We start from the raw sequence: 22,825 nt of genomic DNA on the forward strand, positions 1-22,825 counted from the left end.
ATGTCGTCCACCGAGTACGTCCCTCTTTCGGCCGCTCAGCAGAGCGTCTGGTACGCGCAGCAGCTGGCGCCCGGAACGCCGATCCATATCGCGCAGTACATCGAGATCGAGGGTCCGCTCGACCACGAACTCTTCGACCGGGTGGCGCGCATCGGGGCGCACGAGGTGCTGGCGCTGCACGCCCGGTTCGCCGAGCGGGACGGGGCGGTGCGGCAGATCCTCGACCCGGACGCGAGCGTCTCGATTCCCCTGGTGGACCTGTCCGGCGAGGCGGACCCGGACGCGGCGGCGCGGGCGTGGATGAGGGCGCGGATGGCCGAGCCGCTGCCGCTGGACGGCGAGCGGCTGTTCGTCACCGCGATGCTGCGGCTGTCGCCCGTCCTGCACCGGTGGTTCATCCGTACGCACCACGCGATCCAGGACGGCCACAGCGGGCCGCTGATCATGCACCGGGCCGCGGAGGTGTACACGTCGCTGGCGAACGGCGGCGAGTACGTCCCGGCGGAGCTGGGCGACTACCGCCGGGTGCTCGCCGAGGAGGAGGAGTACCGGGCGTCGGAGCGGTTCGAGCGGGACCGCGCCTACTGGACGGAGCGGTTCGCCGACAAGCCGGTCGCGGTGAGCCTGGCCGACGACATGGCCGAGCCGACCGCCGACTTCATCAGCCGGGTCGAGGTCGTCCCGCCGGAAGAGTCCGCGGCGCTCGCGGCGGGGGCGAGGCGGCTCCGCACCGCCACGCAGGGCCTCGCGATCGCGGCGACCGCCGCGTACGTGGCGCGGATGACCGGCACCGAGGACGTCATCCTCGGCCTCGCGGTCAGCGGCCGCACCACGCAGGTCGCCCGGGAGACGCCGGCGATGCTGTCGACGATCCTGCCGCTGCGCGTGCACGTCCGGCCGGACATGACGGTGGACGAGCTGGTCCGCGCGGCGACGCGGGCGAGCGCGCGGGCGCTGCGGCACCAGCGGTACCGCCGCGAGGACCTGCTGCGCGACCTGAAGCTGCTCGGCGAGCGGCGCCGGCTGTACGGGCCCGTCATCAACATCATGGCGTTCGACTACCGGCTCGACTTCGCCGGGCTGCCGGCGCGGATGCACGCCATCACGATCGGCCCGATCGACGACCTCGCGATCAACATCTACGACAACCTCGACGGCGCCGGGATCCGGGTCGACTTCGAGGCGCACCCCGACCTGTACAGCGAGGAGCAGGTCGCGGCGCACCACGACCGGTACATCCGGTTCATGCGCACGCTCGGCGCGGTGGACCCGTCGACCCCGCTGCGGGACGTGGAGCTGCTCGACGACGCGGAGCGCGACCTCGTCCTGCGGCGGTGGAACGACACGGCGCACCCGGTCGCACCCGCGGTCGCGCCGGAGCTCGTCGAGGCGCAGGCGGCGCGGACGCCCGATCGGGCCGCGGTCGTCGCCGGCGACGTCCGCCTCTCCTACGCCGACCTCAACGCGCGCGCGAACCGGCTCGCCCGGCACCTGATCGCGCGCGGCGTCGGCGCCGAGGACTTCGTCGCGCTCGCCCTCCCGCGCGACGAGAACCTCGTCGTCGCGGCGCTGGCCGTGCTGAAGGCGGGCGCCGCCTACCAGCCGATCGACCTCGCCTACCCGGCGGACCGCATCGCCTACATGCTGGACGACGCCGCGCCCGCCTGCGTCATCACGACCCGCTCCGCCGAGCTGCCCGGCGGCACGCCCCGCGTCGAGCTCGACGCCCTCGACCTCGGCGGCCTGCCGGGCGACGACGTCACCGACGCCGACCGCGTCCGGCCGCTCCGCCCGGAGAACCCCGCCTACGTCATCTACACCTCGGGCTCGACGGGCCGCCCGAAGGGCGTCGTCATCTCGCACGCGAACGTGATCGACTTCTGCGCCGAGTCGATGGTGAGCTACGGCCCGGAGCGGATGCGCCGCGTGCTGTTCTCCACGTCGCTGAACTTCGACGTGTCGCTGTTCGAGTGGCTGGTGCCGCTGACGATCGGCGGCGAGATCGAGGTCGTCCGCGACCTGCTGGAGGTCGCCGAGCGCGGCGGCTGGTCCGGCTCGCTGATCAGCGGCGTGCCGTCGGCGGTGTCGGTGCTGCTCGCCCGCAAGGACTTCCGGCTGGAGGTCGGGGACGTGGCGCTCGGCGGGGAGGCGCTCTCGCCGCGGCTGCTGCGCGACGTCCGCGCGCTGCTGCCGGAGGCGCGGATCTCCAACATCTACGGCCCCACCGAGGCGACCGTCTTCGTGACGGGCTGGTTCGACGACGGCAACGACTCCGGGATGGCGCCCATCGGCGGCCCGATGGCCAACACCCGCGCCTACGTGCTGGACGAGCGGCTGCGGCCCGTCCCGGTCGGCGTGCCGGGCGAGCTGTACGTGGCGGGCGACGGCCTCGCGCGCGGCTACCTGCGCCGCCCGGGGCTGACCGCCGACCGGTTCGTGGCGTGCCCGTTCGGCGGCCCCGGCGAGCGGATGTACCGGACGGGCGACCTCGTCCGCTGGAACCGCGACGGGAACATCGAGTACCTCGGCCGCCTCGACCACCAGGTGAAGGTCCGCGGCTTCCGGATCGAGCTGGGCGAGATCGAGGCGGCGCTGTCGGCGCATCCCGCCGTGACGCAGAGCGTCGTCGTCGCCCGCCGCGACGCCGCCGGCGACACCGTCCTCGTCGGCTACGTCGTCGGTCCCGACGCCCGGGCGGTGCCCGCGCAGGAGCTGCGCGCGTACGTCGGGAGGACCCTGCCCGGCTACATGGTCCCGTCGGCGATCGTGGCGCTGGACGCGATGCCGCTCAACCCGAACGGGAAGCTCGACCGGGCCGCGCTGCCCGAGCCGGACCTCGCCGCGCCGGAGTCCGCGCGGGGCCCGCGCGACGCCCGCGAGGAGATCCTCAGCGGGATCTTCGCCGACGTCCTCGGCGTCGAGCGGGTCGGCGTCGACGACGGGTTCTTCGACCACGGCGGCGACTCGCTGAAGGCGACCCGCGTCGTCGCGCGGGCCCGCGCCGCGCTGAACGTCGAGCTGCCCGTCCGGGCGCTGTTCGAGACGCCGACCGTCGCGGGCCTCGCCGAGCGGATCGCCGCGTCCGGCGGCGAGACGCGGCGGCCCGCGCTGCGGCCGGTGGAGCGGCCCGACCCGCTGCCGGTGTCGCACGCGCAGGAGCGGCTCTGGTTCCTCAACCGCCTCGAAGGCCTCACCGCGACCTACAACCTGCCGATCCCGCTGCGGCTGACCGGCGCGGTCGACGTCGAAGCGATGCGCGCCGCGCTCCGCGACGTCGTCGCCCGGCACGAGTCGCTGCGCACCGTCTTCGGGGACGCCGACGGCGAACCCGTCCAGATCATCCTGGACCCGGCCGACGCCGACCCGCCCCTGGCGGTCGGCGACGCCGACCCGGACGACGTGTTCGGCGCGGTGTTCGCCGACGCCACGCGCGGCTTCGACCTCGCGTCCGACCTGCCCCTCCGGGCCCACCTGTACCGCCTCGGCACGGACGACGCGGGTGAGGACGAGCATCTGCTGCTGCTCGTGCTGCACCACATCGCCGGCGACGGCTGGTCGATGGCGCCGCTGGCCCGCGACGTCGTCACCGCCTATCTCGCGCGCCGCGACGGGAAGGCGCCCGAGTGGGCGCCGCTGCCCGTCCAGTACGCCGACTACGCGCTCTGGCAGCGCGAGCTGCTCGGCTCCGAGGACGACCCGGACGGCCTCGCCGCCCGCCAGATCGCCTATTGGAAGGACGCCCTCGCCGGGCTCCCCGACCAGATCGCCCTGCCGCTGGACCGGCCGCGTCCCGAGCGCGCCTCCTACCGGGGCGGGCGGGCCGCGTTCGAGGTCCCGGCGGACCTGCACGCGGGGCTGCGCGCCGTCGCCCGCGACCACCAGGTCAGCGTGTTCATGGTGCTGCAGGCCGCGCTCGCCGCGCTGCTCACCCGGCTCGGCGCCGGCACCGACGTGCCGATCGGCTCGCCGATCGCGGGCCGCACCGACCAGGCCCTCGACGACCTCGTCGGCGTGTTCGTCAACACCCTCGTGCTGCGCACCGACACCTCCGGCGACCCGTCGTTCGCGGAGCTGCTCGCGCGGGTCCGCGAGGCCGACCTCGCCGCCTACGCGCACCAGGACGTCCCGTTCGAGCGGCTCGTCGAGGTGCTGAACCCGGTCCGGTCGCTGGCCCGGCACCCGCTGTTCCAGGTCATGCTGACCCTGCAGAACAACCCCGAGGCGTCCGTCGAGCTGCCCGGGCTGAACGTCGCGGTCGAGCCGGTGGACCCGGGCGTCGCGAAGTTCGACCTGGAGTTCCTGCTGGAGGACGCCCCGGACGGCGGCCTCACCGGCATCCTGGAGTACGCGCGGGACCTGTTCGACGCCGGCACCGCCGAGCGGCTCACCGGCTGGTACCTGACCACGCTGGAGCAGGTCGCCGCCACGCGCGCCGCCGTCACCGTGGACGGCCTCGACCTGCCCGGCGTCACCCTCGTCGAGGTCGCCGAACCGGCCGCGGGGCCGGTCGAGAAGCGCCTGGTCGCCTACGTCGTCGCCGCGCCCGGCCAGGCCGTCGACCCGGAGGAGCTGCGCGCGCACGTCCGCGCGAACCTGCCCGAGGCGATGGTCCCCGCCGCCGTCGTCGTGCTGGACGAGCTGCCGCTCACCCCGAACGGCAAGGTCGACACCAAGGCGCTGCCGAAGCCGGACCTCGCGCCCGCCGCCCCCGCCGCCGCGCACCGGCCGCCGTCCGGGGCGGCGGAGGAGGCCGTCGCCGCCGTCTTCGCCGACCTGCTCGGCCTCGACCGCGTCGGCGCCGACGACGACTTCTTCGCGCTCGGCGGCAACTCGCTGATCGCGATGCGGGTCGTCAGCCGCGTCCGCCGGCTGCTGGACGCCGAGCTGCCCGTCCGCGCGCTGTTCGAGGCGCCGACCGTCGCCGGGCTCGCCGCGCTGCTGGACCGCCGGGACGCCGCGCCCGGACGTCCCGCGCTGGAGAGGCGCGAGCGGCCCGAGGTCGTGCCGCCGTCGTACGCGCAGCAGCGGCAGTGGTTCCTCAACCGGTTCGAGGGCCCGTCCGCGACGTACAACATGCCGATCGCGCTGCGCATCCGCGGCCCGCTCGACGTGGACGCGCTCCGCGCCGCCGTCGGCGACATCGTGGCGCGGCACGAGACGCTCCGCACGATCCTGCCCGACAGCGGCGGCGTCCCGCGCCAGCAGGTACTGGACCCGGCGGCGGCCCGGCCGGAACTGGAGATCACCGAGACCACCGAGGCCGCGCTGCCGGCACGGCTGGCGATGGCCGCCGGCTACGCCTTCGACATCTCCGCCGAGCCGCCGCTGCGCACCCACCTGTTCCGGCTCGGGCCGGACGAGCACGTCGTGCTGCTGCTCCTGCAGCACGTGGGCGGCGACGGCTGGTCGATGGCGCCGCTGGCCCGCGACGTCCTCACCGCCTACGCGGCGCGCGCGGAGGGCGGGGCGCCGGAATGGGCGCCGCTGCCCGTCCAGTACGCCGACTACACGCTCTGGCAACAGGAGCTGTTCGGCTCCGAGGACGACCCCGAAAGCCTGATCTCCAAGCAGATCGCGTACTGGCGGGACGCGCTCGCCGGGCTCCCCGAGGAGCTGGAGCTGCCGGCCGACCGGCCGCGCCCGGCGGAGGCGTCCTACCGCGGCGCGACGGCCCGGTTCCGCCTCGGCGCCGGCGTTCACGCGGCGCTGCGGAAGCTGTCGCTCGACACCGGCGCCAGCCCGTTCATGGTCGCGCAGGCCGCGTTCGCCGCGCTGCTGACGCGGCTCGGCGCGGGCACGGACGTGCCGGTCGGGTCGCCGATCGCGGGCCGCACGGACGAGGCGCTGGACGACCTCGTCGGCATGTTCGTCAACATGCTGGTGTTCCGCACCGACACTTCCGGCGACCCCACGTTCCGTGAGCTCGTCGGGCGGGTCAAGGAGACCGACCTCGCCGCCTACGCGCACCAGGACGTCCCGTTCGAGCGGCTCGTCGAGGTCCTCAACCCGCCGCGCCACCTCGCCCGGCACCCGCTGTTCCAGGTCGGGCTGACGTTCCAGAACAACCCCGAGGCGCGGCTGGAGATGCCCGGCTTCACCGCCGAGGTGGAGCCGCTGCACGCCGGCGTGTCCCGGTTCGACCTGCTGATGATCCTCACCGAGCGGGAGGACGGCCTCGACGGCGAGCTGGAGTACGCGCTCGACCTGTACGACCCGGCCACGGCCGAGCGGCTCGTCGCCCGCTTCGAGCGGTACCTGACCGCGCTCCTCGCCGACCCGGACGCGCCCATCGGCGCCGCCGCCGTCCTCGACCCCGCCGAACGGGACCTGATCCTCGGCGACTGGGCGGGCGGCGAGGCGCCCGAGGTGGAGCGGTCGACGATCCCGGCGCTGTTCGAGGCGCAGGCGGCGTCGCGTCCGGACGCGGTGGCGGTGTCGTTCGAGGGCGTGTCGCTGACGTACGGGGAGGTGAACGCGCGGGCGAACCGGCTGGCGCGGCGCCTGGCCGAGCAGGGCGTCGGGCCCGAGCAGTTCGTCGCGCTGAAACTGCCGCGCTCGGCGGACCTCGTGGTCGCGATCCTCGCCGTTTTGAAGGCCGGGGCGGCGTACGTCCCGATGGACCCGGACTATCCCGAAGACCGCATCGCGTACATGGTCGAGGACGCCAAGCCCGTCCTCACCATCGGCCCGGACGATCTCGACGCGTCCGGCTATGACGACGCGAACCTCGACGTGGCGATCTCGCCGGATCATCCCGCCTACGTCATCTACACGTCGGGTTCGACCGGGCGTCCGAAGGGCGTCGTGGTCCCGCACCAGAACGTCGTCCGGTTGCTGCGCTCCACGGAGCACTGGTTCGACTTCGGCCCCGACGACGTGTGGACGCTGTTCCACTCCTACGCGTTCGACTTCACCGTCTGGGAGCTGTGGGGTTCGCTGCTCTACGGCGGGCGCCTCGTCGTCGTCCCGTACCTGACGTCGCGGTCGCCGGACGAGTTCCTGAAGCTGCTGGTGGACGAGCGCGTCACGGTCCTGAACCAGACGCCGTCGGCGTTCTACCAGCTCATGGCCGCCGACAAGGCGAACCCCGGTTCGGATCTCGCGCTGCGGTACGTCGTGTTCGGCGGAGAGGCCCTCGAACTGGGCCGCCTGGAGGACTGGTACTCGCGGCACGCCGAGGACGCGCCGACCCTCGTCAACATGTACGGGATCACCGAGACCACGGTGCACGTCTCGTACATCGCCCTGGACCGCGCCTACGCCGCGACCGCGCCCGGCAGCGTCATCGGCACCGGCATCCCGGACCTGCGCGTCTACGCCCTTGACGGCCGGCTCCAGCCCGTCCCGCCGGGCGTCGTCGGCGAGCTGTACGTCGCCGGACCGGGGCTGGCGCGCGGCTATCTCAACCGTCCCGGCCTGTCCGCCGAGCGGTTCGTCGCCGACCCGCACGGCGCCCCCGGTACCCGCATGTACCGCACCGGCGACGTCGGGCGGTGGCTGGACGACGGCCGCCTCGAATACCTCGGCCGCAGCGACCAGCAGGTGCAGCTGCGCGGCTTCCGCATCGAGCTCGGCGAGATCGAAGCGGCGCTGACCAGGCACGACGCGGTGGCGGACGCGGCCGTCGTCGTCCGCGACGACCGCCTGGTCGCCTACGTCGTCGCCTCCGCGCCCGTCGACCCGGCCGAGCTGCGCAAGTTCGCCGGCGGCGACCTGCCCGACCACATGGTCCCGGCCGTCGTCGTGGAGCTGGACGCGCTGCCGCTCACCGTCAACGGCAAGCTCGACCGCAAGGCGCTGCCCGCGCCCGACTTCTCCGCGAAGGCGTCGTCGCGCGCGCCCCGGACGCCCGAAGAGGAGACCCTCTCCGGCCTGTTCCGGGAGGTCCTCAACCTGGAGCGCGTCGGGATCGACGACGGGTTCTTCGACCTCGGCGGCGACTCGATCATCGCGATCCAGCTCGTCTCCCGGGCCCGGCAGTCCGGCCTCGTCATCACGCCCCGCGACGTGTTCCAGCACCAGACCGTCGAGGAGCTCGCCGCGGTCGCCCGGCCGGTCGGCGAGGACGAGCGCGTCGAGGCGGAGGCGCCCGGCGCGGGCGTCGGACCGGTCCCGGTCACCCCGATCGTCGCGTGGCTCCGCGAGCGGGCCGGCGGCGACGCGTCCCTGATCAGGGGCTTCCACCAGTCGATGCTGCTGCGCACCCCGCCCGCGCTCGGCGCCGACGAGCTGGCGGCCGCGTTCCAGACCGTCGTGGACCACCACGACGTCCTGCGGCTCCGCCTGGACGCCGACGGCGACCGGTGGCAGCCGGTCGTCCGGCAGCCCGGCGCCGTGGACGCCGCCGCCCTCGTCACCCGGGTGGACGTCGCGGGCCTGGACGCCGACAAGCTCGCCGTGGTCATCGGCGAGCAGGCCGCCGCCGCCCGCGACCGCCTCGACCCCGAGGCCGGCACGACGGCGCAGCTCGTCTGGTTCGACGCGGGCCGCGACCAGGGCCGACTCCTCGTCGTCCTGCACCACCTCGTCGTGGACGGCGTCACCTGGCGGATCCTGCTGCCCGACCTCGTCACCGCCTGGGCGGGCGGGGCCCTCGACCCGGTCCCGACCTCGTTCCGCCGGTGGGCGCAGCGGCTCACCGCGACCGCCGCCGACCGCGAGGACGAGCTGGAGGACTGGCTCGACATCGTGGACGGCCCGCCGCAGCGGCTCGCCGCACGCGCGCTCGACCCGCGCGTGGACATCGCGGCCCGCGCCCGGTCGCTGACCGTCGAGCTGCCCGCCGACGTCACCGGCCCGCTGCTCACCGACGTCCCGGCCGCGTTCCACGGCCGCGCCAACGACGTCCTGCTCACCGGCCTCGCCCTCGCCGTCGCGCAGTGGCGCCGCCACCACGGCGCGGGGCGCGGCACCGACGTGCTCATCGACCTCGAAGGCCACGGCCGCGAGGACGTCGTGCCCGGCGTGGACCTGTCCCGCACCGCCGGCTGGTTCACCTCCATCCACCCCGTCCGGCTCGACGCCGGCACCGCCGACTGGGCCGCGGTCCGCGACGGCGGCGCGGTCGTCGGCACCGCCATCAAGAAGGTGAAGGAGCAGCTCCGCGCCGTCCCGGACGGCGGCATCGGCTACGGGCTGCTGCGCTACGGCGGCGGCGAGGCCGCCGAGGAGCTCGCCGAGCCGCCCGCCGCGCCGATCGCGTTCAACTACCTCGGCCGCGTCGCGCCCGGCGACGGGGACGGCGACTGGACGATCGCGCCCGAGGAGACGCCCGCGGGCGAGGACCCGCGGATGCCGGTCGCGCACGTCCTGGAGATCAACGCGATCACCCGCGACGTGCCCGGCGGCCCGGTGCTGTCGGCGACGTGGACGTGGCCCGGCGGGCTGCTGGAGGAGGCCGCGGTCCGGGAGCTGGCCGACGGCTGGTCCACCGCGCTGCGCGGCCTCGTCGCGCACGTCGCGGCCGGCGGCGACGCCGCGCCCGCCGGCGGGTTCACTCCGTCCGACCTGCTCGTGGACCTGGACCAGAGCGAGATCGACAAGCTGCAGAACGCGTGGAGGGGCCAGTCGTGAACCGGGGGGACCTCGAGGACATCCTGCCGCTGTCTCCCTTGCAGCAGGGCTTCTTCTTCCACGCGCTCTTCGACGCCGACGGCGGCACCGGCGACGGCGCTGACGGCCGGGACGTCTACACCGCGCAGATCGTGCTCGACCTCGAAGGGCCGGTGGACGCCGGGGCGCTGCGGGCGGCCGCCGAGACGCTGCTGCGCCGGCACTCCAACCTGCGCGCCGCGTTCTGGCACGAGGACCTGTCGCGGCCCGTGCAGGTGATCCCGCGCACCGTCGAGCTGCCGTGGGAGGAGACCGAGGCGGCGGACGCCGCCGAGGCCGACGCGATCGTGGCGCGGGAGCGGGCGCGCGGCTTCGACATGACGGCGCCGCCGCTGCTGCGGTTCGTCCTCGTCCGGACGGGCCCGGAGCGGTACCGGCTGATATTCACCAACCACCACATCCTGCTGGACGGCTGGTCCACGCCGATCCTGGCGACCGAGCTGTTCATGCTGTACGTGCAGGGCGGCCACGACGCGGGGTTCCCGCGCGTCACCCCGTACAAGAACTACCTGGCGTGGCTGGCGCAGCAGGACCGCGCCGCGGCCGAGGAGGCGTGGCGCCGCGCCCTCGACGGGGTGGAGGAGCCGAGCCTCGTCGCGCCGGAGGCGGCCGCGCGCGCGCCGCGCCCGCCGGAACGCACCATCGCCGAACTGGACGAGCGCACCACCCGCCGCCTCTCCCGCGCCGCCCGGCGGCACGGCGTCACGCTCAGCACCGTCCTGCAAGGCGCGTGGGGCCTGGTCCTCGGCCGGTTCCTCGGCAGCGACGACGTGGTTTTCGGCGCGACCGTCTCGGGCCGCCCGCCGGAGCTGCCCGGCATCGAGCAGATGATCGGCCTGTTCATCAACACGCTGCCGATCCGCGTCCGGCACCGCCCGGACGAGTCGCTCGCCGCGCTGATGGAGCGGCTCCAGGAGGAGCAGACCGCGCTGCTGGCGCACCACCATCTCGGCCTCACCGACATCCAGCGGGTCGCGGGCCACGGCGGCGCGCTGTTCGACACGATGACGGTGCTGGAGAACTACCCGTTCGACCCGGCGATGCTGGACGGCTCGCTGAACGGGGTCCGCATCGCCGCCGCCGACTCCTACGACGCGACGCACTTCCCGCTGTCGTTCGTCGCGGTACCGGACGACCGGCTGTCGCTGCGCCTGCACTACCGGCCCGACGTGTTCGAGCGCGACGTCGTCGAGGCGCTGCTGGCCCGCGTCCGCCGCTTCCTCGAAGCGTTCGCGGAGGACTCGTCCCAGCTCATCGGCGCCGTTGCGCTGGCGAGCGACGAGGAACGCGAGGCCCTGGCGCGCTGGAACGACACCGCCGCCGACCTCCCCGCCGGCACCCTTCCCGCGCTGTTCGAGGCCCAGGCCGCCCGCACCCCCGGCGAGACCGCCCTCGTCTGCGGTGACACGTCCCTCACCTACGCCGAGCTGAACGAGCGCGCCAACCGCCTCGCGCACGAGCTGATCGCGCGGGGGATCGGCGCCGAGGACCGCGTCGCGATCGTCCTGCCGCGCACGCCCGAGATCGTCGTGGCGATCCTCGGCGTCCTCAAGGCGGGCGCCGCGTACGTGCCGATCGACCCCGAATACCCGGCGGACCGCATCGCGTACATGCTGGACGACTGCCGCCCCGCCTTCACCATCACCACCGGCAACCTGCCCCTGGGCGAGGACGGGCCCGCGCACGACCCGGGCGACGCCGACCGCGTCCGGCCGCTGCGGCAGGGCAACGCCGCCTACGTCATCTACACCTCCGGATCGACGGGACGCCCCAAGGGCGTGACGATCCCGCACACCGGCGTCCTGAACTACTTCGAGGCGCACCGGGACGCGTTCATGGACCCCGCGATCGAGGCCGCCGGCGGGAGGCGGATGCGGTTCGCGCACCTCGCGTCGTTCTCATTCGACACCTCGTTCCACGGCCTGCTGTGGATGATGCACGGCCACGAGCTGCACCTCATCGACGACGCGACCCGCCGCGACGTCGAGGCGTACACCGCGTACGTGGCGCGCGCGCGGATCGACCTGGTCAACACCACCCCGTCGCACTTCGCGTCGCTCCGCGAAGCGGGCCTGCTCAGCGGCGACGGCCGCCACCTGCCCTCGCATCTGCTCCTCGGCGGCGAGGCCGTCAGCGACGCCCTCTGGGCGGAACTGCGCGCGATCCCGGGCCTGACCACCCGGAACCTCTACGGCCCGACCGAGTCGACCATCGACACGATGAACCAGGTCGTCGCGCGGGCCGAGCGGGTCTCCATCGGCGGGCCGCACCGCAACACCCGCGCCTACGTGCTGGACGCCGCGCTCCAGCCCGCGCCCCCCGGCGTCCCCGGCGAGCTGTACCTCGCGGGCGCGCAGCTCGCCCGCGGCTACCTCGGGCGGCCGGGCCTGTCCGCCGAGCGGTTCGTCGCCGACCCGTTCGGCGCGCCCGGCGACCGCATGTACCGGACCGGCGACCTCGCCCGCTGGCTCCCGGACGGCACCATCGAGTACCTCGGCCGCGCCGACGACCAGGTCAAGATCCGCGGGTTCCGGGTCGAGCCCGGCGAGATCGAGAACGTGGTCGCCGGGTTCGAGGGCGTCGCGCGCGCCGCCGTGGTCGTCCGCGAGGACCGGCCCGGCGACAGGCGCCTCGCCGCCTACGTCGTTCCCGCCACCGTCGATATCGCCGCGCTGCGGCGGTTCGCGGCCGAGCGGCTGCCCGACTACATGGTCCCGGCGTTCACCGCGCTGGACGCGCTGCCGCTGACCGTGAACGGGAAGCTGGACCGGTCCGCGCTGCCCGCGCCCGACACCGGCGCGCCGGTGAGCCGCGCGCCGCGCTCCCCGCAGGAGGAGATCCTCTGCGGGCTGTTCGCGGAGATCCTCGGCGTGCCGCGCGTCGGCGTCGACGACGGGTTCTTCGACCTCGGCGGCGACTCGCTCACCGCCACCCGCCTCGTCGGCCGGATCCGCACCGCGCTGCGCGCCGAGCTGCCTGTCCGGGCCCTGTTCGAGGCCCCGACGGTCGCGGGCCTCGCCGAACGCCTCGCCGAGGCCGGCGGCGACGTGCGGCCGCCGCTGCGGCGCGCCGACCGCCCCGAGGTCGTGCCGCTGTCGTACGCGCAGCAGCGGCTCTGGTTCCTCAACCGGTTCGAGGGCGCGTCCGCGACGTTCAACATGCCGGTCGCGCTGCGGCTGGACGGCGCGCTCGACCTGGACGCGCTGCGCGCCGCCCTCGCCGACGTCGTGGAGCGGCACGAGTCGCTGCGGACGATCTTCCCGGACGGGTCCGGCAGCGCCCGCCAGCTCGTCCTGGACCCGGCCGCCGCCCGGCCGCGCGTCGACGTCGCCCCGGTCACCGAGGCGGCGCTGCCGGCGGCGCTCGCCGCCGAGGTCGGGCGCGGCTTCGACCTCTCCGTGGAGCCGCCGCTGCGGGCCCGGCTCTTCGCCCTCGACGGTGACACGCACGACAGGGGCGCGCACGTCCTGGTGCTGGTGCTGCACCACATCGCGGCGGACGGCTGGTCGATGGCGCCGCTGGCCCGCGACGTGATCCTCGCCTACGCGGCCCGCGCGGAGGGCCGGGCGCCGCAGTGGGAGCCGCTGCCCGTCCAGTACGCCGACTACACGCTCTGGCAGCGCGAGCTGTTCGGGTCCGAGGACAACCCGGACAGCTTGATCTCCAAGCAGATCGCGTACTGGCGGGACGCGCTCGCCGGGCTGCCGGAGGAGCTGCGGCTCCCCACCGACCGGCCCCGCCCAGCGGAGGCGTCCTACCGGGGCGGCACGCACGCCTTCGAGTTGGACGCCGAGCTGCACGCGGGCCTGCTGCGCCTCGCCCGCGAGAGCGGCGCGAGCCTGTTCATGGTCATGCAGGCCGCGTTCGCCGCGCTGCTGACGCGGCTCGGTGCGGGCACGGACGTGCCGGTCGGGTCGCCGATCGCGGGCCGCACGGACGAGGCCCTGGACGACCTCGTCGGCATGTTCGTCAACATGCTCGTCCTGCGCACCGACACCTCCGGCGACCCGACGTTCCGCGAGCTGGTCGCGCGGGTGAAGGAGACCGACCTCGCCGCCTACGCCCACCAGGACCTGCCGTTCGAGCGGCTCGTCGAGGTGCTGAACCCGGCGCGGTCGATGGCCCGGCACCCGCTGTTCCAGGTCGCGCTGTCGTTCCAGAACAACCCCGAGGCGCGGCTGGAGATGGACGGCCTCACCGGCGGCGCCGAACCGCTCACCGCCGGGACGGCGAAGTACGACCTGTCCCTCTACCTGGAGGAGCGGCACGGCGGCGACGGCGCGCCCGGCGGGATCGAGGCCGGCCTCGAATACGCCCTCGACCTGTTCGACCCGGCGACCGCCGCCGCGATCGCCGGCCGGTTCGAGCGGCTCGTCCGCAACCTCGTCGCCGACCCGGACGCCCCCATCGGCACCGCCGAGATCCTGGAACGCGCCGAACGCCGCACCATCCTGCGCAGGTGGGCCGGCGGCAAGGCGCCCGAGGTGGAGCGGTCGACGATCCCGGCGCTGTTCGAGGCGCAGGCGGCGGCGCGTCCGGACGCGGTGGCGGTGTCGTTCGAGGGCGCGTCGCTGACCTATGGCGAGGTGAACGCGCGGGCGAACCGGCTGGCGCGCCGCCTGGCCGACCAGGGCGTCGGGCCCGAGCAGTTCGTCGCGCTCGCGCTGCCGCGTTCCGCCGATCTCGTCGTCGCGATCCTCGCCGTTTTGAAGGCCGGGGCGGCGTACGTCCCGATCGACCCCGACTACCCCGAGGACCGCATCGCGTACATGGTCGAGGACGCCAAGCCCGTCCTGACCTTGCGTCCGGACGACCTGGACGCGTCCGGCTACGACGACGCGAACCCGAGCGTCGAGATCTCGCCCGACAACCCGGCGTACGTCATCTACACGTCGGGGTCGACCGGACGTCCCAAGGGCGTGGTCATCCCGCACCAGAACGTCGTCCGGCTGCTGCGCTCCACCGAAGAGTGGTTCCACTTCGGCCCCGACGACGTCTGGACGCTGTTCCACTCCTACGCGTTCGACTTCTCGGTCTGGGAGCTGTGGGGGCCGCTGCTGCACGGCGGGCGGCTCGTGGTGGTGCCGTACCTGACGTCGCGGTCGCCGGACGAGTTCCTGAAGCTCCTCGCGGACGAGCGCGTGACCGTCCTGAACCAGACGCCGTCGGCGTTCTACCAGCTCATGGCCGCCGACAAGGCGAACCCGGGCGCCGACCTGGCGCTGCGGTACGTCGTGTTCGGCGGCGAGGCCCTCGACCTCGGACGCCTCGAAGACTGGTACTCCCGGCACGCCGAGGACGCGCCGACCCTCGTCAACATGTACGGGATCACCGAGACGACCGTCCACGTGTCGTACGTCGCGCTCGACCGGGTCACCGCGGCGACGGCGCCGGGCAGCCTCATCGGCGCCGGCATCCCCGACCTGCGCGTCTACGTCCTGGACGATCGCCTGCAGCCCGTCCCGCCCGGCGTGGCGGGGGAGATGTACGTCGCCGGTCCGGGACTGGCGCGCGGCTACCTCAACCGTCCCGGGCTGTCCGCCGAGCGGTTCGTCGCCGACCCGCACGGCAGGCCGGGCACCCGCATGTACCGCACCGGCGACCTCGGCCGCTGGCGCGCGGACGGGACGCTCGAATACCTCGGCCGCGCCGACCAGCAGGTGCAGCTGCGCGGCTTCCGGATCGAGCTGGGCGAGGTCCAGTCCGCGCTGACCAGGCACGACGCCGTGGCGGACGCGGCGGTGATCGTCCGCGACGACCGCCTGATCGGCTACGTCGTGGCCACCGGCGAGGTCGACCCGGCGGAGCTGCGCGCGTTCGCCGGCCGCGGACTGCCCGACTACATGGTCCCGGCCGCCGTGGTCATGCTGGACGCGCTGCCGCTGACCACGAACGGCAAGCTCGACCGCAACGCACTGCCCGCGCCCGACTTCGCCGCGAAGGCGTCGTCGCGCGCGCCCCGCACCGCCGAGGAGGAGACGCTCGCCGGGCTGTTCGCCGAGGTGCTCAACCTGGAGCGGGTCGGGATCGACGACGGGTTCTTCGACCTCGGCGGCGACTCGATCATCGCGATCCAGCTGGTGTCCCGGGCCCGGCAGTCCGGCCTGGTCATCACGCCTCGCGAGGTGTTCCAGCACCAGACGGTCGAGGAGCTGGCGGCGGCGTCGCGCCCCGTCGGCGAGGGCGAGCGCGTCGAGGCGGAGGCGCCCGGCGCGGGCGTCGGGCAGGTCCCGGCCACGCCGATCATGCGCTGGTTCCAGGAGCTGGACGGCCCGACCGCCGGCTACAGCCAGCGGATGCTGCTCCAGGTCCCGCCCGGCCTCGGCGTCGAGAAGCTGACGGCGGCGCTGCGGACCGTCCTCGACCACCACGACATGCTGCGGCTCCGCGTGCGCGACGGCGAGTTCGAGGTCGCCGAGCCGGGCACCGTCGACGCGGCGCCGCTCGTCCACCGGGTCGACGTGACCGGCCTCGACGGCGACGCGCTGCGCGCCGTCCTCGCCGAGCAGGCCCGCGCCGCCCGCGACCGCCTCGACCCCGAGGCCGGGACGGTGGCGCAGCTCGTCTGGTTCGACGCGGGCCCCGACCGCTCCGGCCGCCTCCTGCTGACCCTGCACCACCTCGTCGTGGACGGCGTGTCCTGGCGGATCCTGCTGCCCGACCTCGTCACCGCCTGGGCGGGCGGGGCGCTCGACCCCGTCCCGACCTCGTTCCGCCGCTGGGCGCAGCGCCTGGTCGCGGAGGCGTCCGACCCGTCCCGCACCGCCGAGCTGCCGCTGTGGGAGGACGTCCTCGCCACCCCCGACCCCGCCCTGGGCGCACGCGCCCTGGACGCGGGGACCGACACGTTCGGGACGGCCCGGCACCTCACCGTCGACCTGCCCGCCGACGTCACCGGGCCGCTGCTCACCGACGTCCCGGCCGCGTTCCACGGCCGCGCCAACGACGTCCTGCTCACCGGCCTCGCCCTCGCCGTCGCCGAGTGGCGCCGCGACCGGGGCGTGTCCGACGACACCGCCGTCCTCATCGACCTGGAGGGGCACGGCCGCGAGGAGGTCGTGCCGGGCGTCGACCTGTCCCGCACCGCCGGCTGGTTCACCGCGATCTACCCGGTCCGGCTCGACGCCGGCTGGGTCGAGCCCGGCGACGTCCGCGAGGGCGGGCAGGCCGTCGGCACCGCGCTGAAGCGGGTCAAGGAGCAGCTGCGCGAGATCCCCGACAACGGGATCGGGTACGGGCTGCTCCGCCACCTCAACCCGGCCACCGGGAAGCGCCTCGCCGGGCGCCCGCACCCGCAGATCGCGTTCAACTACCTCGGCCGGTCCGCGGTCCCCGAGGCCACCGACTGGGGGCCCGCCGGGCAGGCCGACGCCGAGGCGCTCGGCGGCGGGCAGGACGGCGCGCTCGGCCTCGTCCACGCCGTCGAGGTCAACGCGCACACCCGCGACCTGCCGGACGGCCCCGAACTGTCCGCCACCTGGACCTACGCGGGCGGCCTGTTCGACGAGCACGCCGTCCGCGACCTCGCCGACCGCTGGTTCGCCGCGCTGCGCGGCCTCGTCGCGCACGTCGTGGACGCGCCCGCCGACGGGCCCGTGGGCGGCTTCACCCCCTCCGACCTGTCCCTGGTCGACGTCAGCCAGGACGAGATCGACGAGCTCGCCGCCGAACTCGACGGTGAATGGGAGCTGGATTGAGCAAGTCGCAGCTTGAGGACATCCTCCCGCTGTCCCCGTTGCAGCAGGGCCTGTTCTTCCACGCCCTCTACGACTCGGGGCACGACGTCTACACCGCGCAGATCGTGTTCGACCTGCGCGGCCCCCTGGACGTGGACGCGCTGCGCGCCGCCGCCGCGACCCTGCTGCGACGGCACGCGAACCTGCGCGCCGGGTTCCGGCAGCGCAAGGAGGGCTCGCCCGTCCAGGTCGTGCACCGGGAGGCCCGGCTGCCGTGGGAGGACGCCGACCTGACCGGCCTGCCCGAGGCCGAGCGGGACGCGCGGGCGCGGGAGCTGGCCGAGGCCGAGCGGACCCGGCCGTTCGACATGACCCGGCCGCCGCTGCTGCGCTTCCTGCTGATCAAGCTGGCGGACGGCCTGCACCGGATGGTGTTCACCAACCACCACATCCTGCTGGACGGCTGGTCGACGCCCGTCCTGCAGACCGAGCTGTTCGCGCTGTACCTCGCCAAGGGCGACGACACCGGCATGCCGCGCGTCGCCCCGTACAAGAACTACCTCGCGTGGCTCGCCGCGCAGGACCGCGCCGCCGCCGAGGCCGCCTGGCGCCGCGCGCTCGACGGCGTCGACGGGCCGACCCTCGTCGCGCCCGCCGCCCCGGAACCCGGCACGGAGGCGCCCGGACGCGTCCGGATCCGGCTCACCGAGGACCTCACCTCGGCGCTGTCCGCGCGCGCCCGCGCCCAGGGCGTCACCCTCAACACGGTGCTCCAGCTCGGCTGGGGCGTCCTGCTCGGCCGCCTCACCGGCGCGACGGACGTGGTGTTCGGCGCCGCCGTGTCCGGGCGACCGCCCGAGCTGCCCGGCGTCGAGCAGATGATCGGCCTGTTCATCAACACGCTGCCGATCCGCGTGCGGGTCCGGCCCGCCGACACCGTCGCCGCCGCGCTCACCCGCCTGCAGGACGAGCAGGCCGCGCTGATGCAGCACCACCACCTCGGCCTGTCGGACGTGCAGCGGCTCGCCGGGACCGGGCCGCTGTTCGACACGATGACCGTCCTGGAGAACTACCCGTTCGACCCTGACGCCGCAGGCACCGACCTCGGCGGCCTCACCCTCCACAACGTCGACGGGCACGACGCCACCCACTACCCGCTGACGCTCGCCGCCGTCCCCGGCCGGGGCCTGTCGTTGCGGCTGGACTACCGGACGGACCTGTACGGCGAGGACGAGGCGCAGCGGCTGATGCGGCGGTTCGTGCGGATCCTGGAGTCCGTCGCGCACCGTCCCGACCTGCCGCTCGGCCGCATTGACGTGCTGGAGGACGACGAGCGCGACCTCGTGCTGCGCGCCTGGCAGGGAGCCGATACGCAGCGGCGGGCCGGCACGCTGACCGGCCGCTTCGCCGAGCAGCTCGCGCAGACCCCGGACGCGGAGGCCGTCGTCGCGGGCGCCGAGTCGCTCACCTACGCGGAGCTGGACGAGCGCGCGAACCGGCTGGCGCACCGCCTCATCGGGCTCGGCGTCCGCCGCGAGACGCCCGTCGCCGTCCTGCTCGAACGGTCGGCCGCAAGCGTCGTGGCGTCCCTGGCCGTCCTCAAGGCGGGCGGCACCTACGCGCCGATCCACCACGCCTACCCGCCCGAGCGGACGGCGTGGGCGATCGACGAGGTCGACGCGCCCGTCCTGCTCGTCGACACCGCCATGCGCGGCCGCGTCGCCCGCCTCGACACCTCCGCGCACGTCCTCGTCGTGGACGACGACCCGGAGACGGCCGCGCAGCCCGCCACCGCCCCGGACGTCCCGTGCCACCCCGAGCAGCTCGCCTGCGTGCTGTTCACGTCCGGCTCGACCGGCGTGCCGAAGGGCGTCATGCTCCGCCACCAGGACGCCGTCAGCCTCGCCACCGACGGCGAGCTGCGCGGCGGCGCCCACGACCGCGTGCTGTTCCACTCGCCGCACGCCTTCGACGCGCACATCTACGAGATCTGGACGCCGCTGCTGCACGGCGGCGCCACAGTCGTCGCGCCGCCCGGCCACCTCACCGGCGAGGCCGTCGAGGACCTGGCCCGCGCGCACGGCGTCACCGGCCTGTTCCTCACCACGACGCTGTTCAACCTGATCGCCGACGAGCGGCCGCAGGCGTTCGCGGGGCTCCGCGAGGTGCTCACCGGCGGCGAGTCCGGCTCGATGGCGGCGGTCCGCCGGGTCCTCGCCGCCTGCCCGGACACCGAGGTCGGCAACGTCTACGGGCCCACCGAGGCGACCACCTACACCACCATCGACCGGCAGCGGCCCCGGCTGCTCGCCGCCCCCGGCGAGACGTCCGCGCTGCTCGGGCACCCCATGGACGACCGGCGGACGTACGTCCTCGACCCGGCGCTGCGGCCCGTCCCGCCCGGCGTCGTCGGCGAGGCCTACATCGCGGGGCCGGGCGTCGGCCGCGGCTACCTGCGGCGCGCGTCCCTGACGGGGGAGCGGTTCGTCCCCGACCCGTACGGCCCGCCCGGGTACCGCATGTACCGGACGGGCGACCTCGTCCGGCACCGCCCCGACGGCGCCCTCGAATACGTCGACCGCGCCGACCAGCAGGTGAAGGTCCGCGGGTTCCGCATCGAGCTCGGCGAGATCGAGGCCGCCCTCACCGCGCACCCGGACGTCGCGAACGCCGCCGTCGTCGCCCGCCAGGACGCGCCCGGCGTCAAGACCATCGTCGCCTACGTCATCGCGCCCGCGACCGGCGGCCTCAAGGAGTTCCTGACCGAGCGGCTGCCGGAGTACATGGTGCCCGCGTTCGTCCGGCTCGACACCTTCCCCGTCGGCCCGAACGGCAAGCTCGACCGGCGCGCCCTGCCCGCCCCCGACTACGCCGAGGCCGCCGCCGGGCGCGACCCCGCGACCCCCGAGGAGGAGGCGCTCTGCGGGATCGTCGCCGGCGTCCTCGGCCTCGACCGGGTCGGCGCCGACGTCAGCTTCTTCGACCTCGGCGGCGACAGCATCGCCGCGCTGAAGCTCGTCACCCGCGCCCGCCAGGCCGGGATCGAGCTGACGCCCCGCGACGTGTTCACCCACCAGACCGTCGAGGGGCTCCTGCGCGCCGGGGAGCCGGAGGACCGGCTCGGCTTCGAGATGCTCCTGCCGATCCGCACCACGGGGACGCGGCCGCCGGTCTTCTTCGTCCACCCCGCCGGCGGGCTCGCCTGGAGCTACCTGCAGTTCCAGCGCCACCTCGGCCCCGACCAGCCGATCTACGGCCTCCAGGGCAGCGCGTTCACCCGCGAGGACCTGCCCGGCTCCGTCGAGGAGATGGCGCGGGACTACATCGAGCAGATCCGCGCCGTGCGGCCGTCCGGCCCCTACCACCTGGTGGGCTGGTCGCTCGGCGGCCTCATCGCCTACGAGATGGCCGCCCGGCTCCAGGAGGCCGGGGAGCGCGTCGGGCTGCTCGGGCTCATCGACGCCTACCACACGCAGGACCTGGAGGCGGAGAAGCGGGAGATCCTGCCCGAGCTGCTGGAGTCCATCGGGATCGACGCGAAGATGGTCGCCGACGACGGCAACCCCGACATGGCCCAGATCATGGCGGTGCTCGCCGAACGCGACGACGCCCTCGCCACCCTCCAAGAGGACGACCTCGTCAACGTCTACCGCAACTACGAGAACGGGCTGCGCCAGGCCGAGCGGTACCGGCCCGGCCGGTACCGCGGCGACGTCGTCTTCTTCACCGCCCTCCAGGGCCGCACCGCGGACTCGCCGACCGGGCCGTCCAACTGGGGGCCGCTCGTCGAGGGGCAGATCGAGGACTACCCCCTGGACGTCGAGCACCACTTCCTGCTGGAGCCCGGCCCGGCCGCCGAGATGGGCGCCGTGCTCGCCGCCAAGCTCGACAAACTGCACGTCAACGACCAGATACCTGGAAACACTGGAAAGGGACGCCGATGACGAACCCCTTCGAGGACGCCGACGGCACGTACGTCGTCCTCGTCAACGACGAGGGCCAGCACTCGCTGTGGCCGTCGTTCGCCGAGGTCCCCGACGGGTGGACGGTCGCCAAGGCCGAGGACACCCGGCAGGCCTGCCTGGAGTACATCGAGGAGAACTGGACCGACATGCGGCCGAAGAGCCTCGTCGAGGCCATGGGTGAGTGACCCGGCGGCGGGGCGCGCCCTGGAGATCCCCGCGGTCACCGAGTGGGCGATGGAGATGCTCGACGCCGCCGACCTGCGGCCCGCGCCGCTGCCCGGCGTCGAGATGACCTTCACCCTGGCCGGGGTGCCGTCCGCGGACGTCAACCGGGCCCTGTACGCGATGGTCGGCGCCCGCGTCTGCTGGACGGACCGCTTCCCCTGGACGCACGCCGACTGGCGCGCCTGGGTGGAGCGCCCCGAGCTGTCCACCTGGCTCGCGATGGCCGAGGGGACGATCGCCGGGTTCTTCGAGCTGGAGGCCCAGCCGGGCGGCGACACCGAGATCCACCTCGTCGGGCTGACCCCCGCGTTCGTCGGCCGCGGCTACGGCGGCTACCTCGTCGAGCAGTGCACCCGGCGGGCGTGGCAGCGCGGCGAGCTGTGGGCCGCCGGCAGCGGCCCCGCCTCGCGGGTCTGGCTGCGCACCAGTACGCTCGATCATCCGAACGCGATGGCCAACTACCGGCGCCGCGGCTTCAAGGTGGCGGCCGAGACGACCGGGCCGAAGCTGGTCCCGGACCCGCGGGTCGCGCCGTGGCCGCTGCCGCACGACCCGCGGTCCGCGTCCCGCCGGTTCCAGGAGGAGGAGCTGATCACGTGAGCTGGTTCCGCTGCCCGGAGACCCGGCCGTGGGCGTCGATGCGGCTGTTCTGCCTCCCGCACGCGGGCGGGTCCGCGGTGTTCTACCGGCCGTGGGCGCAGGCGGTCAGCCCGGCCGTCGAGGTGCAGGCCGTCCAGTACCCGGGCCGCGCCGACCGGATGGCGGACGCGTTCGTCACCGACGCGCACCAGCTCGCCCGGCTGATCGCCGGCGCGATGGCGCCGCTGATGGACCGCCCCGCGGCGCTGTTCGGGCACAGTATGGGCGCCGTGCTGGCCTACGAGGTGGCGCGGCTGCTCCAGGAGCGGGGCACCCCGCCGGTGCACGTGTTCGCGTCCGGCGCCCGTCCCCCGCACGACCGGGGCGGCGAGCGGGTGGCGGACCGCGACGACGACGGCGTGGTCGAGGCGATGGTGGAGCTCGGCGGCACCGACGCCGAGGCGCTGCAGGACCCGGAGCTGCGCGAGCTGGTCCTGCCGTACGTGCGCAACGACTTCGCGCTCATCGAGGCGTACGAGCACCGGGACGGGACGCGCCTCACCGTCCCGATCACCGCGATCATCGGGGACGCCGACCCGCACGTGACCGAGGAGCAGGCGAAGGGCTGGGGGACGGTCACCGGCGGCCGCTTCGCGCTGACGGTCCTGCCGGGCGACCACTTCTACCTGACGCCCCGCCAGCCGCAGGTCATCAAGGAGATCCACCGGACGCTCGAAGTCCCGGCCTGACACGGGCCGGCGGCGGAAT

Annotated in this window: 6 protein-coding genes; all 6 read left to right on the plus strand. The window is 74.5% G+C overall.

The genetic code is table 11. The features are described 5' to 3' along the window. The 6 genes from F9B16_RS19905 to F9B16_RS19930 are packed head-to-tail and all read left to right on the plus strand — an operon-like array spanning position 1 to position 22,806. On the plus strand, positions 1–9,573 hold the full coding sequence (locus F9B16_RS19905; protein WP_151541600.1) for a non-ribosomal peptide synthetase: 9,573 nt from the start codon (positions 1–3) through the stop codon (positions 9,571–9,573). After that, entirely contained in the window at positions 9,570–17,309 is a 7,740-nt protein-coding gene (locus tag F9B16_RS19910) for a non-ribosomal peptide synthetase (RefSeq protein WP_151541601.1), read from the plus strand. The genes F9B16_RS19905 and F9B16_RS19910 overlap by 4 nt, the downstream gene beginning before the upstream one ends. Next, positions 17,306–21,232, plus strand: coding sequence for a non-ribosomal peptide synthetase (locus F9B16_RS19915; protein ID WP_225991785.1), 3,927 nt, complete (start codon positions 17,306–17,308; stop codon positions 21,230–21,232). The genes F9B16_RS19910 and F9B16_RS19915 overlap by 4 nt, the downstream gene beginning before the upstream one ends. Continuing rightward, entirely contained in the window at positions 21,229–21,438 is a 210-nt protein-coding gene (locus tag F9B16_RS19920; RefSeq protein WP_151541603.1) for an MbtH family protein, read from the plus strand. The genes F9B16_RS19915 and F9B16_RS19920 overlap by 4 nt, the downstream gene beginning before the upstream one ends. Beyond that, on the plus strand, positions 21,431–22,078 hold the full coding sequence (locus F9B16_RS19925; RefSeq protein WP_225991786.1) for a GNAT family N-acetyltransferase: 648 nt from the start codon (positions 21,431–21,433) through the stop codon (positions 22,076–22,078). The genes F9B16_RS19920 and F9B16_RS19925 overlap by 8 nt, the downstream gene beginning before the upstream one ends. Further along, on the plus strand, positions 22,075–22,806 hold the full coding sequence (locus tag F9B16_RS19930; RefSeq protein WP_151541604.1) for a thioesterase II family protein: 732 nt from the start codon (positions 22,075–22,077) through the stop codon (positions 22,804–22,806). The genes F9B16_RS19925 and F9B16_RS19930 overlap by 4 nt, the downstream gene beginning before the upstream one ends. Positions 22,807–22,825: the final 19 nt, after the last annotated feature.

The organism is Actinomadura montaniterrae, from assembly GCF_008923365.1.
In the GTDB taxonomy this organism is placed as follows: domain Bacteria; phylum Actinomycetota; class Actinomycetes; order Streptosporangiales; family Streptosporangiaceae; genus Spirillospora; species Spirillospora montaniterrae.

Excerpts from the sequence above, each read along its gene's own strand:
- F9B16_RS19905 (WP_151541600.1), top strand. The coding sequence starts at position 1 with ATGTCGTCCACCGAGTACGTCCCTCTTTCGGCCGCTCAGCAGAGCGTC.
- F9B16_RS19920 (WP_151541603.1), top strand. The coding sequence starts at position 21,229 with ATGACGAACCCCTTCGAGGACGCCGACGGCACGTACGTCGTCCTCGTC.